This window comes from Rhizobium leguminosarum (assembly GCF_002953715.1).
GTDB lineage: Bacteria > Pseudomonadota > Alphaproteobacteria > Rhizobiales > Rhizobiaceae > Rhizobium > Rhizobium leguminosarum_V.
Map to the genome: position 1 here is coordinate 1186865 of NZ_CP025012.1, position 15509 is coordinate 1202373.

Here is a 15509-nt window from a genome sequence, read left to right on the forward strand (position 1 = left end):
GGAAAGCCCGGTGCTGCATTGCAGCATCCGCACGATCAGTGCTCTTCATATTGGGTGAAGGAGGGATCGGCGAGATCGGCAAAGCGCGTGAATTCCGCCTGGAAGGCGAGCTTCACCGTGCCCGTCGGCCCGTGGCGCTGCTTGGCGATGATGACATCGGCCGTGCCCTTCACCTTGTCGAATAGCGCTTCCCATTCCGGATATTTCGGATCGTGGATGTCGCGCGGCTCCGAATTCTTGACGTAATATTCCTCGCGGAACACGAAGAGCACGACGTCGGCGTCCTGCTCGATCGAGCCGGATTCGCGAAGGTCGGACAGCTGCGGCCGCTTGTCGTCGCGGCTTTCGACCTGACGCGAGAGCTGCGACAGCGCGATGATCGGAACGTTGAGCTCCTTGCCGAGCGCCTTCAGGCCGGTGGTGATCTGGGTGATTTCCTGCACGCGGTTGTCGCTGGATTTGCCCGAGCCGGTCATCAGCTGAATGTAGTCGACCACAAGCACGTCGAGGCCGCGCTGGCGCTTCAGACGGCGCGCGCGGGCCGAAAGCTGGGCGATCGAGATGCCGCCGGTCTGGTCGATAAAGAGCGGCACCTTCTGCATCATCATCGAGCAGGCGACGAGCTTTTCGAAATCGGCATCGTTGATGTCGCCGCGGCGGATCTTCGAGGAGGAGACTTCCGTCTGCTCGGAGATGATACGGGTGGCGAGCTGTTCGGACGACATTTCGAGTGAATAGAAGCCGACGACGCCGCCGTTCTTTGCCTTCATGCTGCCGTCCGACTGCACTTCGCCTTCATAGGCGGCAGCGATATTGTAGGCGATGTTGGTGGCAAGCGAGGTCTTGCCCATGCCGGGGCGTCCGGCCAGCACGATCAAGTCCGACCGCTGCAGGCCGCCCATCTTGGAATCCAGCGAATGGATGCCGGTGGAAATGCCGGAAAGTCCGCCGTCACGTTCCTTGGCGACGGCCGCCATGTCGATCGCCAGCGCAACAGCATCATTGAAGGCCTGGAATCCGCCGTCGTAGCGGCCGTTTTCCGCCAGTTCGAAGAGGCGGCGTTCGGTATCCTCGATCTGCGACTGCGGCGGCATGTCGAGCGGCGCGTCATAGGCGATGTTGACGACGTCCTCGCCGATGGTGATCAGCGCCCGGCGCAGTGCCAGGTCGTAGATAGCGCGGCCGTAATCCTCGGCATTGATGACGGTGACGGCATTGCTGACGAGGCTCGCCAGATATTGTGAAACCGTCATGTCGCCGACCTTCTCGTCGGCTTTCAGGAAGGTCTTGATCGTCACCGGATTGGCGATCTTGCCCATGCGGATGATGTCGCCGGCAACCTCGAAAATCTTCCGGTGCAGCGGTTCATAGAGATGGATCGGCTTCAGGAAGTCCGACACCCGGTAATAGGCGTCGTTGTTCATCAGGATCGCACCCAGAAGCGCCTGCTCGGCTTCGATATTGTTGGGTGCTTCGCGGTAATGCTGCTCTGACGAGGCAACAGCTGTAATCTTTCGAGCGGCGTCGTTCATCATCATCCGTTCTGTCTTTTTCCAGTTCCGGATTTGCAATTCCGGACGCGAAAATCAAGAGGCTACGAAAGGAGCGGGGGCTCGCTTCGCCTAAATCCTGAACGCTGTGCACGTTGTTCGACTTCTCCACAGTCTTGGGCGACACAAAGGAGAAATACTGGCAGTGTCACCCGCACGACACGGCATGGCGCCGACTCAGCCCATCCGTTTCGGAGAACGCTACTTTAGCGTGATGCGATAAGGCACGCAGCAAAAACATCCGGAAAATCCCCTTAAAAGAAGTGAGGCGATCAGCGGCTCATATCGAAGGCATGGAAACGAAAAAGCCCGGCGCGGTGGCCGGGCTTTCCTTCACGCGGATCGCTCCGACGAGAATTATGCTTCGTCTTCGTCGACGCCGTCGGCTTCCGGATCGAAGAAGTCTTCCGGACGCAACGCGTCTTCGTCGACGCCGTAGATCGCGTCGACCGAGGTGAGTTCTTCGCCCTTGGACTGGCGCTCTGCCTCTTCGGCCGAACGGGCAACGTTCAGCTCGACGTGGATTTCGACTTCGGCATGCAGCTGCAGCTCGACCTTGTGCAGGCCGATCGACTTGATCGGCGTGTTGAGGTGAACCTGGTTGCGGCCGATGTTGAAGCCTTCGGCGCCGAGAATCTCGACGACGTCACGGGCAGCAACCGAACCGTAGAGCTGGCCGGTTTCGCCGGCGGAGCGCACGACGATGAAGGACTTGCCGTCGAGAACGTCGGCGACCGTCTGGGCTTCCGACTTGCGCTCGAGGTTGCGGGCTTCGAGCGTCGCGCGCTCGGCTTCGAAGCGGGTCTTGTTGGCGGCATTGGCGCGCAGCGCCTTGCCGAGCGGCAGCAGGTAGTTGCGGGCAAAGCCGTCGCGAACCTTTACGGTTTCGCCCATCTGGCCGAGCTTGGAGATGCGTTCGAGAAGGATGACTTCCATTTTCTTTTTCCTTTCTTGTGTCTCAGATTTTCGTATCGGATTGTTTGGGGGCATCAGCATCTTTCGTCGGGGTCAGCGCGATCGCCTTGCGCGTATCACTGAGACCGAGAACGAGGATGAGGAGAGCTGGCAGCAGCATGAGCATCGAGGCCAGATAGCAGAGGATGAGGGCTGGTATGCGCCAGTCCTTGCCGCGCGTGCGGAAATGCAGCGAGGCAAAACCGGAAAGCATGAAGCCGGCGCCGAAGGCGCCGATCACGGTCGCACCGACCAGCGCCGGGACGCCGCCGAAAAAGCAGGCGGCAAGTCCGGCCAGGAAGATGAAGATCGAGTTGCGGTTCATGCGCAGCGACGAGGGAATATCCTCGCGCGGACGAAGGCCGCGGCCGGACGCTGCAACGATGCGCACGGCGAAATAATAGGCGGCAAACAGCATGGCGACCCACATGCCGCCCTGCAATGCCGGCAGCATCAGCAGGATCAGCGACTTGGTCTGCGCGGTCGCCGCCGGATCGGGCATGAATTCAGGCTGCTGCTGCTTGAGCGAGGTGATCAGCAGATCGACGATCGGATCGGTGATCTCAGGCCCGTAGCCGATGATCACGCCGATGACGATGACGGCGAGCGTCACCAGACCGCAGAGATGCAGCAGGATATCGGAGAGCGGATACCAGGCAAGCAGATGGTCGGGCCCACCGAGTTCGGCGGCCGGACGCGCCAGATTGGCGAGATGGCTGAGCCAACCGGCCGGCAGCAGCGTCACCATCGTCATGATCAGCGCGAAGGAAGGCGAGATCAAGATCGCGCCGAGTGCCGCGGCGGTGACAACGGCCGAGACTGCGGCTGCATTGCCCCAGCCGAGCCCGACGATCAGGATCGGCAGAGCCGAGGCCGTATAAAGAAGCGCGCTGAAAAACGACGGCTGCATGCTCGCGCCCAGCACCAGCAGGGCGGCGGTCAATCCGGCGAGTGCGCCGATCAGCAGCGTTCTAATGTTCGGTCGTTTCAAGGTCGCTGTCCTGCTTCATCAAGCAGTTAGAGGATGTTGCTGAATCAAATTCAGAAACGTCTCAACATGGGTTTTAAGAGTTCCGATCCGCGCCCATCGCGGAAGGGAGAAGGGAAGGCACGAATGCCTTCCCTCAAAGGTGTTGGCGTCGACCGATTAGGCGACGACGTAGGGCAGCAGGCCGAGGAAACGGGCGCGCTTGATCGCCTGGGCGAGTTCGCGCTGCTTCTTCTGGGAAACGGCCGTGATGCGGGACGGAACGATCTTGCCGCGCTCGGAAATGTAGCGCTGCAGCAGGCGTACGTCCTTGTAGTCGATCCGCGGCGCGTTGGCGCCGGAGAACGGGCAGGTCTTGCGGCGGCGATGGAACGGGCGGCGGACCGGAGCGGAGGAAGTTTCAGACATATCTCAGATCTCCCTTATACACGGTCTTCGCGCGGACGGCGCGGACGGTCGTCACGGTCGCCGAAGCCACCTTCACGCGGCGGACGCGGGCCGCGATCGCGATCACCGAAGCCGCCTTCACGCGGGCCACGGCCGCCTTCACGCGGACGGTCGTCACGGTCGCGCTTCTGCATCATGGCAGACGGACCTTCTTCATGCTTCTCGACGGCGATCGTCATGTAGCGAAGAACGTCTTCGCTGATGCGCATCTGACGTTCCATTTCCTGGACGGCAGCAGCCGGGGCATCAATGTCCATCAGGGCGTAGTGCGCCTTACGGTTCTTCTTGATGCGGTAGGTGAGGGACTTGAGGCCCCAGTTCTCGATACGCCCGACCTTACCGCCGTTAGCTTCGATCACACCCTTGTACTGTTCTACGAGGGCATCGACCTGCTGAGCGGAAATATCCTGCCGGGCAAGGAATACATGTTCATAAAGAGCCATGACAGCTTTGCCTTTCTTGCGTTTGGTTCAACCCGATATTCGGCGGCTAAGCCTCAACGACTGCTCCTGATTGGGCGAACCCAGGCAAGAAAGCGTTTCCGAGACGGTCGAGAGCGGAGACACGGGAGGCTGGAACGCTTCCGTTCCGAACGATTTCCAAGAGGAAACCGGCCCTCCGTTCAGCCACCAGCCAGAAGACCGGGTTAACGAACAGGGCGGCTTATACGGATTTTTCGCGGAAAGGCAAGCGCAATCGGACACTCCAACCCGACGCAAACCGGTGGGCGGAGCATGATGCCGAAAAGTGTGAGCGGTTTTCGGACGACATCATGCTCCAATCCTGTTCTAGCGTTGGGCAGGCGCCAAGGAATATGATCAAAGCGTCAGCGGATACTGCCGGTGCACCTTGGCGATCTCCGCGAGCACCTCGTCCGAAAGCGTCAGGTCGGCGGCGCCGATATCGACTTTCAACTGCTCCATCGACGTCGCGCCGATGATGACCGAAGCCATGAACGGCCTTGATCGGCAGAAGGCAAGCGCCATCGCTGCCGGATCGAGATCATATCTGGCCGCGATCTGCAGATAGGCTTTGGTCGCCGGCTCTTGCAGCGGCTGCAGCCGGCCTCCGATATCGGGGTTGATCGAACCGCGCGAACCCTTCGGCCTGCCACCATCGACATATTTTCCGGAGAGGATGCCGCCGGCGAGCGGCGAATAAGCGAGCAGCCCGACATCTTCGTGATGCGAGAGCTCGGCGAGATCGAGGTCGAAATGGCGGTAGAGCAGATTATATTCGTTCTGGACGCTCGCAACGCGCGGCAGGTTCTTCTGTTCGGAGAGCGTCAGATATTTCTGTATGCCCCAGGTGGTCTCGTTGGAAAGACCGATCGCGCGGATCTTGCCTTCCTTCACCAGCGCACCGAGCGTTTCCAGGATGTCGAGCATATTGGCGACGGCCTTGTCGCGATCCTGGTTGAAGGGATTGTAGCTCCAGTTCTGGCGGAAATGGAAATGGCCGCGGTTCGGCCAGTGGATCTGGTAGAGGTCGATATAATCGGTCTTCAGCCGCGCCAGGCTGGCCTCGAGCGCCAGGCGGATATTCTTTGCATCGGCACCTTCGCCGCCGCGTATATAGTCGCGGCCGCGGCCTGCGACCTTGGTGGCGAGCACGATATCGCCGCGCTTGCCGGTCTTCTTGAACCAACTGCCGATATAGTCTTCGGTCCAGCCCTGTGTCGCCGCCGAAACCGGGGTGGTCGGATAAAGCTCGGCCGTATCGAAGAAATTGACGCCCTTTTCGACGGCGTAGTCCATCTGCGCATGAGCATCGGCTTCGCTGTTCTGCGAACCCCAGGTCATGGTGCCAAGGCAAATCTCTGAAACGGAAATCTCGGTGCGGCCTAGTGAATTGTACTTCATGAAAAAACCTTGGGAGAGAGGTGAAAGCCTTGGGGAGGTCCGCGCAAATCTAGGCTGGATTTGGCGGAGCGCAAGAGCAAAAACCGGGCTTTTGCGCGCGCGCGAAAGGCTTTGCGGAGAATGAGCCGCCACTTGACTCTGCCGGAAAGAATGTCAATTGGAGGCAAAACAGCCTTAAGGGGCGTAATCAGGGACATGAAAATGACCATCGCTTTCACTTTTCCCGGTCAGGGCAGTCAGGCCGTCGGCATGGGCAAGGATCTCGCCGAGAATTTCGCGGAAGCTCGCGCCGTTTTCGAAGAGGTCGATCAGGCACTCGGTGAAAAGCTTTCGGACGTCATGTTCAACGGTCCCGAGGATACGTTGACCTTGACGGCGAACGCCCAGCCGGCGCTGATGGCCGTCTCGATCGCCGTCGTCCGCGTTCTCGAAGCCAAAGGGCTGGATCTGAAGTCGAAGGTCGCTTACGTCGCCGGTCATTCGCTCGGCGAATATTCGGCACTTTGCGCCGCCGGCACCTTTTCGCTCGCCGACACCGCGCGGCTGTTGCGCATCCGCGGCAATGCCATGCAGGCGGCCGTCCCAGTCGGCGTCGGCGCCATGGCCGCGATCATCGGCCTCGAGCATGCCGACGTCGTTGCCGTCTGCGAGGCAGCAGCCGCCGCCGGCGCCTGCCAGATCGCCAACGACAATGGCGGCGGCCAGATCGTCATCTCGGGCGAGAAGGCAGCCGTCGAAAAGGCGGCCGGCCTTGCGACCGACAAGGGCGCCAAGCGCGCCATCCTGCTGCCGGTCTCCGCTCCGTTCCATTCGACACTGATGGCGCCGGCCGCCGACGCCATGCGCGAAGCGCTGGCAACGGTCGCCAAATCCGATCCGGTCGTGCCCATCATCGCCAATGTCCGTGCCGCCCCCGTGACAGGCGCCGACGAGATCGCCAGCCTCCTGGTCGAGCAGGTGACCGGTCAGGTCCGCTGGCGCGAGACCGTGGAATGGTTCGCCGGAAATGGCGTCACGACGCTCTATGAACTCGGTTCCGGCAAGGTGCTGACCGGCCTTGCCCGCCGCATCGACAAGACGATCAACGGCATCTCCGTCAACGGTCCGGCGGATATCGACGCGGCCGTCGCCGCCCTCATGGCCTGATTGGTATCTCCAGATATAAGGAACGTTTCCATGCTCGATCTCTCCGGCCGCAAGGCTCTCGTCACCGGCGCATCCGGCGGTATCGGCGAGGAAATCGCCCGCCTTCTTCATAAGCAGGGCGCCGTCGTCGGCCTGCACGGCACCCGCGTCGAGAAACTGGAAGCGCTGGCGGCCGATCTCGGCGAGCGCGTCAAGATCTTCCCGGCCAATCTGTCCGACCGCGGTGAGGTCAAGGCGCTCGGCCAGAAGGCCGAGGCCGACCTCGAAGGAGTCGATATTCTCGTCAATAATGCCGGCATTACCCGCGACGGCCTCTTCGTGCGCATGAGCGACGAGGACTGGGACAGCGTCCTCGAAGTGAACCTGACATCGACGTTCCGCCTGACGCGCGAATTGACGCATCCGATGATGCGTCGCCGCTATGGCCGCATCATCAATATCACCTCCGTCGTCGGCGTCACCGGCAATCCGGGGCAGGCCAATTACTGCGCCTCCAAGGCCGGCATGATCGGCTTCACCAAGTCCCTGGCACAGGAAATCGCCACCCGCAACGTGACGGTCAATTGCGTGGCACCGGGCTTCATCGAGAGCGCCATGACCGGCAAGCTCAACGACAAGCAGAAGGAAGCGATCATGGGGGCGATCCCGATGAAGCGCATGGGCACGGGCGGCGAGGTCGCTTCGGCGGTTGCTTACCTTGCGTCCTCCGAGGCTGCCTATATGACGGGCCAGACGCTGCACGTAAACGGCGGCATGGCGATGATCTGAAACGACAAACCGCTGGCATTGGAATAATTCCGCCAATAGCATGTTGAGCAATCACGAACCGTTGATTTTCTGGCTTTGCGGCAGACATAAAGCATGTTAAGCGGGCCATGACTGTGAACAGTCGTCCCGAGAAAGCAGACGGACCGGCGGGCTTTTTGCAAGCCTGGGACATCTCTGAAGCCGGGTAAACGAGTTTGCCGAGGATGTCTGAAAACATCGCAGGCTGAAACAGGGTAGGGGTGCCGTGATGGCATTCCGATCAGGACATAAGGTCGAGGAAACCGACATGAGCGATATCGCAGAACGCGTAAAGAAAATTGTTATTGATCATCTTGGCGTTGATGCCGACAAGGTCGTCGAGAGCGCCAGCTTTATCGACGATCTGGGCGCTGACTCGCTCGACACGGTCGAACTTGTCATGGCTTTCGAAGAAGAATTCGGCGTTGAAATTCCTGACGACGCTGCCGACTCGATCCTGACGGTCGGCGATGCAGTGAAGTTTATTGAGAAGGCCCAGGCCTGATCCTGTGAATTTGAGAAAGGGCGGGCCTGGAGTCCGCCCTTTTCTTTTCAGCATACTTCTCCATAGAACATACGAGACGGGGGAAAGCACGCGATGAGACGTGTGGTCATCACCGGTACCGGCATGGTATCACCCTTGGGATGCGGAACCGAGGTGACGTGGTCCCGGCTGCTTGCCGGTCAGAACGGCGCCCGCCTCGTCACCGAATTCGAGGTCGATGACCTTCCCGCCAAGATCGCCTGTCGTATTCCTATCGGTGACGGCACCGACGGCACCTTCAATGTCGATCAGTGGATGGAGCCGAAGGAGCAGCGCAAGGTCGATCCCTTCATCATCTACGGCATGGCCGCCGCCGACATGGCGCTTGCCGATGCCGGCTGGCATCCTGAAACCGATGAGGACCAGATCGCCACCGGCGTGCTGATCGGCTCCGGCATCGGCGGCATCGAAGGCATTGTCGAGGCGGGTTACACCCTGCGCGACAAGGGCCCGCGCCGCATCTCCCCCTTCTTCATTCCCGGCCGCCTGATCAACCTCGTCTCCGGCCAGGTCTCGATCCGCCACAAGCTGCGCGGACCCAATCATTCGGTCGTCACCGCCTGCTCGACAGGTGCGCATGCGATCGGCGATGCCGCGCGGCTGATCGCGCTGGGCGACGCCGACGTCATGGTCGCCGGCGGCACGGAATCCCCCGTCAGCCGCATTTCGCTTGCAGGCTTTGCCGCCTGCAAGGCACTGTCGACCCAGCACAACGACGACCCGCAGAAGGCTTCGCGCCCCTATGATCGCGACCGCGACGGCTTCGTCATGGGCGAAGGCGCCGGCATCGTCGTGCTCGAGGAACTGGAACACGCCAAGGCGCGCGGCGCCAGGATCTACGCCGAAATCGTCGGCTACGGCCTGTCAGGCGATGCCTATCACATCACTGCGCCGTCCGAAGACGGCGAGGGTGCCGGCCGCTGCATGGCGATGGCGCTGAAGCGCGCCGGGCTGACGCCGGCCGATATCGATTACATCAACGCCCACGGTACCTCGACCATGGCCGATACGATCGAACTCGGCGCCGTCGAGCGGCTGGTCGGCAATGCGGCGTCGAAGATCTCCATGTCCTCGACCAAGTCGGCGACTGGACACCTTCTCGGTGCTGCCGGCGCCATCGAGGCGATCTTCACCACGCTCGCCATCCGCGACAATATCGCGCCGCCGACGCTCAATCTCGACAATCCCGAACGCGAGACGGCGATCGATCTTGTTCCGCATAAGGCTCGGGAGCGAGAAATCAATGTGGCGCTGTCCAACTCGTTCGGATTCGGCGGCACGAACGCGTCGCTCGTGCTGCGCCGTTACGCGTAATAAAAGTCCTGTGCGGTGTAGCGGGTCTCCCTTACACCGCAGACCGGCCGTCCTCTACGTTAAGTAGGAGGGTGTGCGAAAGCATAACGACCGGCAACGGCGTCTTTGAACGGCGGCAGAACCTGCTTTTGCCGCATTGCTTCGCGAAATAGCGAAGTGAGGGTCAAGTTTTAGAGGATTGCCGGTGAGCGATACGACGAACCAGAGCAACGATAGCCAGGCGCAGAAGGGACCGATCATCCCGAAGTCGCCGAACGAAGCCCTGCGTCCTGAGCGTGTCCCGGAGCCGCCGCGGCGGTCCAGGAAAGCCCGCGGCCAAGTCGTTCTTTTCCTGAACTTCATCATGACGCTGGCGGTTCTGGTCTGCGTCGTCGCCGTCATCGGCTTCTACTATGCCACATCGACCTATCGGAACCCCGGTCCGCTGCAGACCAACACCAATTTCATCGTCCGCAACGGCGCTGGTCTGGCCGAAATCGCCTCGAACCTCGAGCGCAACGCAATCATCAGCGATGCCCGCATCTTCCGCTATCTCACGGCAACGCATCTTTCTGCCGGTGAGAGCCTGAAGGCGGGTGAATACGAGATCAAGGCGAAGGTCTCCATGAGCGATATCATGGAGCTTCTGAAATCGGGCAAGTCCATTCTCTATTCCGTTTCCTTCCCTGAGGGCTTGACGGTCCGCCAGATGTTCGACCGCATGCTGCAGGATACTGTGCTGGAAGGTGACTTGCCGGCCGCACTGCCGACCGAGGGCAGCCTGCGTCCGGATACCTACAAATTCTCGCGCGGCACCAAGCGTGCGGAGATCATCGACCAGATGGCGGCTGCGCAGCAGAAGCTCGTCGATCAGATCTGGGACAAGCGCGACTCCTCGCTGCCGCTGCGATCCAAAGAGGAATTCGTGACACTCGCCTCGATCGTCGAAAAGGAAACCGGCGTTCCCGACGAGCGTGCCCACGTCGCCTCCGTTTTCCTGAACAGGCTCGGCAAGGGCATGCGCCTGCAGTCCGACCCCACGATCATCTACGGCCTCTTCGGCGGCGAGGGCAAACCGGCCGACCGGCCGATCTACCAGTCTGACCTCAAGCGGGACACGCCTTACAACACCTATGTCATCAAGGGACTGCCGCCGACGCCGATCGCCAATCCCGGCAAGGATGCGCTGGAAGCCGTCGCCAATCCCTGGAAGACGCAGGACCTCTATTTCGTCGCCGACGGCACCGGTGGTCATGTTTTCGCTGCGACGCTCGAGGAGCACAATGCCAACGTCAAGCGCTGGCGCAAGCTCGAAGCCGACAAGGGCTCGGACCCCAACATCGCAGTCGACGGCCAGCCGGAAGAGCAGCCGGCGGATAATGGCGCCACCGTCGTGCCGCCGAAGAAAAAGAAGATCAACTGATACTTTCAGGAGGCACGCATGGCTTTGCAGTCCATGACCGGTTTTGCGCGGCGCGAGGGAACGAGCGGCCGCTGGCGCTGGGCATGGGAACTGCGCTCGGTCAACGGTAAGGGCCTCGACCTGCGCCTGCGCCTGCCGCCCGGTCTCGAACGCATGGAGGCAGACGTCCGCCGCCTCGCCGGTGAAAGCTTTAGCCGCGGCAACCTGCAGGCATCGCTATCCGTCACCGCCGACGAGAACCGGTTCGAGGCGGTGCTGAACAAGGAGGCGCTCGCCGCTGTGCTGGCTATGCGCGAGCAGTTGGACGGTGTCATCGACCCGGCGCCGCTGAAGCTCGATACGCTGCTTCTGGTGCGCGGCATCGTCGAATTCCGCGAAAGCGAGGATGGCGAGGAGGCCCTTGCCGCCCGTGACGCCGATATCGCTGCCGGCCTGCTGGCCGCGCTTTCTGATCTGAGAGCAATGCGCGAACAGGAAGGTTCGGCGCTGGCCCGTATCCTCCTCGACCATGTCACGACGATCGAAGGCCTGACACGGATGATCGAGCTCGATCCGTCGCGCTCGCCACAGGAGATCGCCGCGCGGCTTGTTGCGCAGGTCGCCTTGTTGATGGATGGCATGGCCGCACTCGACCGCGATAGGCTGCATGCCGAAGCCGCACTGCTCGCGACCAAAGCGGATCTGCGCGAGGAAATCGATCGTCTCAAGGCTCATGTCGCCGCAGCGCGCGATCTCCTGGTGAAAGGTGGCCCCGCCGGGCGCCGTCTGGACTTCCTTGCACAGGAATTTAACCGCGAATCGAATACCATCTGCTCGAAGTCGAACGCCTCGGCGGTTACCGCTGCCGGCATCGAGCTGAAAGTCGTGATCGACCAGTTCCGCGAGCAGGTCCAGAATTTGGAGTAAGACATGAACCCGGCGAAATCCTCGCCCGTGCAGATCGCCCGCCGCGGTCTGATGCTTGTCATCTCGTCGCCGTCGGGCGCCGGCAAGTCCACCATCGCGCGCACGCTTCTGGAGACCGACAGGCAAATCGGCCTTTCCGTCAGCGTCACCACGCGTCAGCGCCGCCCGAGTGAAGTCGAGGATGTGCATTACCACTTCAAGAGTGTGCGCGAGTTCGAGCGCCTGCGCGATAGCGACGCGCTGCTCGAATGGGCCGAGGTGCATGGCAATTTCTACGGCACGCCGCGCGAGCCGGTCGAGCAGGCCATGGCCGAAGGCCGCGACATGCTCTTTGACATCGATTGGCAGGGCGCCCAGCAATTGCAGGAGAAGATGTCGGCCGACGTGGTCTCGATCTTCGTGCTGCCGCCGACCATGACGGAACTCCAGTCGCGGCTGCATCGCCGTGCCGAGGATTCCGAGGAGGTCATCCAGACGCGCCTCGCCAATAGCCGCGCCGAAATCGCCCATTGGCGCGAATACGACTACGTCATCATAAACGACGATCTCAACGCCGCCCTCGACGCCGTCCAGTCAATCGTCAAGGCCGAACGCCTGCGCCGCGACCGCCGCCATGGCATGTTCGACTTCGTCCGCGTACTGCTGGAAGAGACGCCGTCGCTTTAGAGTAAACTCCTGGGAAAACCGCTTCGCACGTTCCTGGAATTGCCCTACAGGCTGTTTGCGAGAAGGCAGAACTCCTCGACAGACAGCGTTTCCGCCCGCCGCGCCGGATCGATCCCGGCCTTGACGAGCAGGCTCTCGCCGCCGAGCGATTTCAGGCTTTGGCGCAGCATCTTGCGACGTTGGCCGAAAGCGGCCTGCGTCACTTTTTCCAGATTGGCGACAGCGCAGGGAATGGGTTTTTCGCGGGGGACCAGATGCACGACCGTCGACGTCACTTTCGGCGGCGGCGTGAAGGCTTGCGGCGGCACGTCGAAGGCCATGCGTGCCTCCGTTCGCCAGCCACAGAGCACGCCGAGACGGCCGTAATGGTCGTCGTCTTCGTTAGCGACGATGCGCTCGCCGACTTCCTTCTGAAACATCAGCGTCAGTGACTGCCAGAACGGTGGCCACGCTTTCGGCAGCAGCCAGTTGACCAGCAACTGTGTGCCGACATTGTAAGGCAGGTTGGCAATGATCTTGATCGGACCGTCCGGCGCCAATGTCTCGAAATCCGTTTTCAGCGCATCGCCTTCGATCACGTCGAGCCGGCCGGGATAATGATCAGCGATTTCGGCGAGCGCCGGCAGGCAGCGTGTATCCCGCTCGATGGCGATAACCTTCCTGGCGCCGAGCGCCAGGATCGCGCGCGTCAGCCCGCCGGGGCCGGGGCCGACCTCGAAAACGGTCGCGTCGTCGAGCGCCCCCGCCGTGCGGGCGATCTTCTGGGTGAGGTTGAGATCGAGCAGGAAGTTCTGCCCGAGCGCCTTGCGCGCGTCGAGGCCGTGACGCTGGATGACGTCGCGAAGCGGCGGCAGGCCATCGAGTGCTGCCATCAGCGGCGGCTTTCCGCACTGCGGCCGAGCTGTGCGGCGAGCTTCAGCGCCGCAACGAGGCTCTGCTCGCGCGCCAGTCCCTTGCCGGCGATGCCGAATGCGGTGCCGTGATCCGGCGAGGTGCGCACGAAGGGAAGCCCAAGCGTCACGTTGACGCTGTCGTCGAAACCAAGTGCCTTGGCTGGGATCAGTGCCTGGTCGTGATACATGCAGACGGCGACGTCGTATCGCGCCCGCGCCTCGTCATGGAACATCGTATCGGCGGGCAGGGGCCCGATCGCATCGATGCCCTCGTCGCGCAGGCGCTCGATCGCCGGACGGATGACGTCCTCGTCCTCCTTGCCGATCGCCCCGCCTTCGCCCGCATGCGGGTTGAGTCCGGCAACGGCGAGCCGCGGCGTCTCGATGCCGAAGCGCTGCCTCAGGTCTTCATGGGCGATCCGGCAGGTTTCCACGATCAGTTCGCCTGTCAGCGCCTGCGGCACGTCCCGGACCGGAATGTGAATGGTGACGGGAATCGCCCGGAGCTTCGGTCCTGATAACATCATCACCGGTGTCACCGGCCGGCCGGTCGCCCGGGCGGCGAGATCGGCGAGAAATTCGGTATGGCCGGGAAACCGGAAACCCGCCTCGTAGAGCACGGCTTTGGCGATGGGGTTGGTGACCACCGCGAGCGCCTCGCCGGTGATGACAAGCGACACGGCTTTCTCGATCGCCGCGATCGTGCTTTTCGCCGTTGCCGCATGCGGCTCGCCGGCCACCACCTCGATGCCGGCCGGCACGGTCATGACGGGCAGCGCGTCGGCAAACATGCCGGCGGCCTCGCTGGCTTTATCGGTCTCGCGGATCGAAACCGCCAGATTGAGCTGGCGGGCTCTCAGCGCCAAGACATCAGGATCGCCGATCAGGAAGAAAGGCGGCAGCCCGAGTTCACGCCGCCGGAGCCAGGCCATCAGAGTAATGTCCGGCCCGATGCCGGCGGGGTCGCCCTGGCTCAGCGCAAGCGGTCGCGAAAACGGTATCGCCATTGTCGGTCAGCGATAGGCGATCTGCGCCTTTTTGCGCAGTTCATCCAGGTATTTCTTGCTGTTTTCGTTTTCCGGGCTGGCGTCCTTGCCGCCCTTGGACTTGTCGAGATCTTCCTGGCGGAAGACCATTTCGGCGGCCTGATCGTCGGAGACCTGCCGCTGGCTGCAGATTGCCAGATATTCGACGCCCTTGTCGGTGACGCGGGTCCCTGTCGTGTTGCCCTTGGCCTGCTCGACCAGCGGCTTCCAATCCGGCGGGATCTCGGGGGCGAGCATGCGGCCGAGATCGCGCACGGAAACGTCGCGCATCGTCGCAGCAAACACCTTTGCCTGATCGCAGCCCGGAAATTTGGAGCGCGACGCCTCGGCCTCGCCCTTGCGCTTGCCGGTGATGGCGCCGCGCTTGGCTTGCGGAATGACGAAGATGACCTGCTGCAGCATATATTCCGTCGTCACCGGCTTCTGCTTGTTGTTCTGCATCATGCGCGAGACGAGATCATAGTTCGACAGCCGCGAGGTCGAGCCGTAGCGGGCGTTGACGACACGCGGCCAGCTCATCTGCACGGCGATGAAACCCTTGAAATGATCGACGCCGACGCCGGCACGATCGAGGATCTGCGACATCTGCTCAGGGGAAAGCTTGTTGCCGCTCGAAAAGCGCGCGAAAGACGCATCGACGTCCTGCTGCGAAACCGACATATGGACGCGGGTGACTTCCTGCCGCTTGAGCGCCTCGTCGATCAACTGCTCCTCGGCGGTCTTGGCATCGGCCTTCGTATGCTGCAGGCGCAGGAAGGCCTGGCGCTTGGCGACATCGCCGCTGGTGATGGCCGTGCCGTTCACCACGGCCTTGACCTCACTGGCCGCAAGCGCTGGACCGGCAAGGCCCGTCAGCAATGCAAGCGCTGCCCCGGCGAGGAACTTGGTTATGGCTTTTTTCGCGTCAATCATCTGTTGACCTCCCGATAGCGTCGCGAGACGTTGTTCGCGGCGTTCTTACCACAGTGCGAGACACGCGGAAATCGCTTCCGTCACGGCGCGAAA

General features: G+C 61.9%; 16 protein-coding genes. 7 read left to right on the plus strand and 9 right to left on the minus strand.

The window, feature by feature from the left end; all coding sequences use genetic code 11:
* Window positions 1-35: 35 nt before the first annotated feature.
* The 6 genes from CUJ84_RS06090 to CUJ84_RS06115 all read right to left on the minus strand — a co-directional run bounded on the left by CUJ84_RS06090 (window position 36) and on the right by CUJ84_RS06115 (window position 5801).
* Window positions 36-1532, minus strand: a complete 1497-nt coding sequence (locus CUJ84_RS06090) for a replicative DNA helicase (protein WP_027685267.1) — start codon at window positions 1530-1532, stop codon at window positions 36-38.
* A gap of 375 nt (window positions 1533-1907) precedes the next feature.
* On the minus strand, window positions 1908-2486 hold the full coding sequence (rplI, locus tag CUJ84_RS06095) for a 50S ribosomal protein L9 (protein WP_003547025.1): 579 nt from the start codon (window positions 2484-2486) through the stop codon (window positions 1908-1910).
* A gap of 22 nt (window positions 2487-2508) precedes the next feature.
* The gene (locus CUJ84_RS06100) at window positions 2509-3495 is read right to left on the minus strand and encodes a DUF2232 domain-containing protein (RefSeq protein WP_105005575.1); all 987 of its coding nucleotides are present in this window, start codon (window positions 3493-3495) and stop codon (window positions 2509-2511) included.
* 156 nt (window positions 3496-3651) lie between these two features.
* Window positions 3652-3900 carry a 30S ribosomal protein S18 gene (gene rpsR / locus CUJ84_RS06105; RefSeq protein ID WP_003547038.1) on the minus strand — a complete coding sequence of 83 codons (249 nt, stop codon included), beginning with the start codon at window positions 3898-3900 and terminating at the stop codon, window positions 3652-3654.
* Window positions 3901-3914: 14 nt separating this feature from the next.
* Complete coding sequence (gene rpsF / locus CUJ84_RS06110; RefSeq protein WP_003547040.1) at window positions 3915-4382, minus strand: 30S ribosomal protein S6; 468 nt, start codon at window positions 4380-4382, stop codon at window positions 3915-3917.
* A gap of 375 nt (window positions 4383-4757) precedes the next feature.
* Window positions 4758-5801: an aldo/keto reductase gene (locus CUJ84_RS06115; protein ID WP_105005576.1), complete on the minus strand. Its 1044-nt coding sequence runs from the start codon at window positions 5799-5801 to the stop codon at window positions 4758-4760.
* A 201-nt stretch (window positions 5802-6002) separates the two neighbouring features.
* Here CUJ84_RS06115 and fabD point away from each other — a divergent pair, with 201 nt between their 5' ends.
* The 7 genes from fabD (at window position 6003) to gmk (ending at window position 12565) form a co-directional block, all read left to right on the plus strand.
* Complete coding sequence (gene fabD, locus CUJ84_RS06125; RefSeq protein WP_105005578.1) at window positions 6003-6947, plus strand: ACP S-malonyltransferase; 945 nt, start codon at window positions 6003-6005, stop codon at window positions 6945-6947.
* A 30-nt stretch (window positions 6948-6977) separates the two neighbouring features.
* Window positions 6978-7715, plus strand: a complete 738-nt coding sequence (gene fabG, locus CUJ84_RS06130; protein ID WP_105005579.1) for a 3-oxoacyl-[acyl-carrier-protein] reductase — start codon at window positions 6978-6980, stop codon at window positions 7713-7715.
* 286 nt (window positions 7716-8001) lie between these two features.
* Entirely contained in the window at window positions 8002-8238 is a 237-nt protein-coding gene (locus tag CUJ84_RS06135) for an acyl carrier protein (RefSeq protein ID WP_003547058.1), read from the plus strand.
* 93 nt (window positions 8239-8331) lie between these two features.
* Window positions 8332-9591: a beta-ketoacyl-ACP synthase II gene (gene fabF, locus CUJ84_RS06140; RefSeq protein WP_105005580.1), complete on the plus strand. Its 1260-nt coding sequence runs from the start codon at window positions 8332-8334 to the stop codon at window positions 9589-9591.
* Window positions 9592-9775: 184 nt separating this feature from the next.
* The gene (gene mltG, locus CUJ84_RS06145; RefSeq protein WP_105008100.1) at window positions 9776-10993 is read left to right on the plus strand and encodes an endolytic transglycosylase MltG; all 1218 of its coding nucleotides are present in this window, start codon (window positions 9776-9778) and stop codon (window positions 10991-10993) included.
* A gap of 18 nt (window positions 10994-11011) precedes the next feature.
* Window positions 11012-11899, plus strand: a complete 888-nt coding sequence (locus CUJ84_RS06150; protein WP_105005581.1) for a YicC/YloC family endoribonuclease — start codon at window positions 11012-11014, stop codon at window positions 11897-11899.
* Between the two features lie 3 nt (window positions 11900-11902).
* On the plus strand, window positions 11903-12565 hold the full coding sequence (gene gmk / locus CUJ84_RS06155) for a guanylate kinase (protein WP_027685260.1): 663 nt from the start codon (window positions 11903-11905) through the stop codon (window positions 12563-12565).
* 44 nt (window positions 12566-12609) lie between these two features.
* Here gmk and rsmA read toward each other — a convergent pair whose 3' ends face one another.
* Genes rsmA through CUJ84_RS06170 form a run of 3 tightly spaced genes read right to left on the minus strand, consistent with a single transcriptional unit; the run spans window position 12610 to window position 15416 of the window.
* Window positions 12610-13437 carry a 16S rRNA (adenine(1518)-N(6)/adenine(1519)-N(6))-dimethyltransferase RsmA gene (gene rsmA / locus CUJ84_RS06160; RefSeq protein ID WP_105005582.1) on the minus strand — a complete coding sequence of 276 codons (828 nt, stop codon included), beginning with the start codon at window positions 13435-13437 and terminating at the stop codon, window positions 12610-12612.
* The gene (gene pdxA / locus CUJ84_RS06165; RefSeq protein WP_105005583.1) at window positions 13437-14465 is read right to left on the minus strand and encodes a 4-hydroxythreonine-4-phosphate dehydrogenase PdxA; all 1029 of its coding nucleotides are present in this window, start codon (window positions 14463-14465) and stop codon (window positions 13437-13439) included. Before pdxA ends, rsmA begins: the two co-directional genes overlap by 1 nt.
* Window positions 14466-14471: 6 nt before the next feature.
* On the minus strand, window positions 14472-15416 hold the full coding sequence (locus CUJ84_RS06170) for a peptidylprolyl isomerase (protein WP_105005584.1): 945 nt from the start codon (window positions 15414-15416) through the stop codon (window positions 14472-14474).
* Window positions 15417-15509 lie beyond the last annotated feature (93 nt).

Excerpts from the sequence above, each read along its gene's own strand:
- CUJ84_RS06090 (WP_027685267.1), bottom strand. The coding sequence starts at position 1,532 with ATGAACGACGCCGCTCGAAAGATTACAGCTGTTGCCTCGTCAGAGCAG.
- rplI (WP_003547025.1), bottom strand. The coding sequence starts at position 2,486 with ATGGAAGTCATCCTTCTCGAACGCATCTCCAAGCTCGGCCAGATGGGC.
- rpsR (WP_003547038.1), bottom strand. The coding sequence starts at position 3,900 with ATGTCTGAAACTTCCTCCGCTCCGGTCCGCCGCCCGTTCCATCGCCGC.
- rpsF (WP_003547040.1), bottom strand. The coding sequence starts at position 4,382 with ATGGCTCTTTATGAACATGTATTCCTTGCCCGGCAGGATATTTCCGCT.
- CUJ84_RS06115 (WP_105005576.1), bottom strand. The coding sequence starts at position 5,801 with ATGAAGTACAATTCACTAGGCCGCACCGAGATTTCCGTTTCAGAGATT.
- fabD (WP_105005578.1), top strand. The coding sequence starts at position 6,003 with ATGACCATCGCTTTCACTTTTCCCGGTCAGGGCAGTCAGGCCGTCGGC.
- fabG (WP_105005579.1), top strand. The coding sequence starts at position 6,978 with ATGCTCGATCTCTCCGGCCGCAAGGCTCTCGTCACCGGCGCATCCGGC.
- CUJ84_RS06135 (WP_003547058.1), top strand. The coding sequence starts at position 8,002 with ATGAGCGATATCGCAGAACGCGTAAAGAAAATTGTTATTGATCATCTT.
- fabF (WP_105005580.1), top strand. The coding sequence starts at position 8,332 with ATGAGACGTGTGGTCATCACCGGTACCGGCATGGTATCACCCTTGGGA.
- CUJ84_RS06150 (WP_105005581.1), top strand. The coding sequence starts at position 11,012 with ATGGCTTTGCAGTCCATGACCGGTTTTGCGCGGCGCGAGGGAACGAGC.
- gmk (WP_027685260.1), top strand. The coding sequence starts at position 11,903 with ATGAACCCGGCGAAATCCTCGCCCGTGCAGATCGCCCGCCGCGGTCTG.
- rsmA (WP_105005582.1), bottom strand. The coding sequence starts at position 13,437 with ATGGCAGCACTCGATGGCCTGCCGCCGCTTCGCGACGTCATCCAGCGT.
- pdxA (WP_105005583.1), bottom strand. The coding sequence starts at position 14,465 with ATGGCGATACCGTTTTCGCGACCGCTTGCGCTGAGCCAGGGCGACCCC.
- CUJ84_RS06170 (WP_105005584.1), bottom strand. The coding sequence starts at position 15,416 with ATGATTGACGCGAAAAAAGCCATAACCAAGTTCCTCGCCGGGGCAGCG.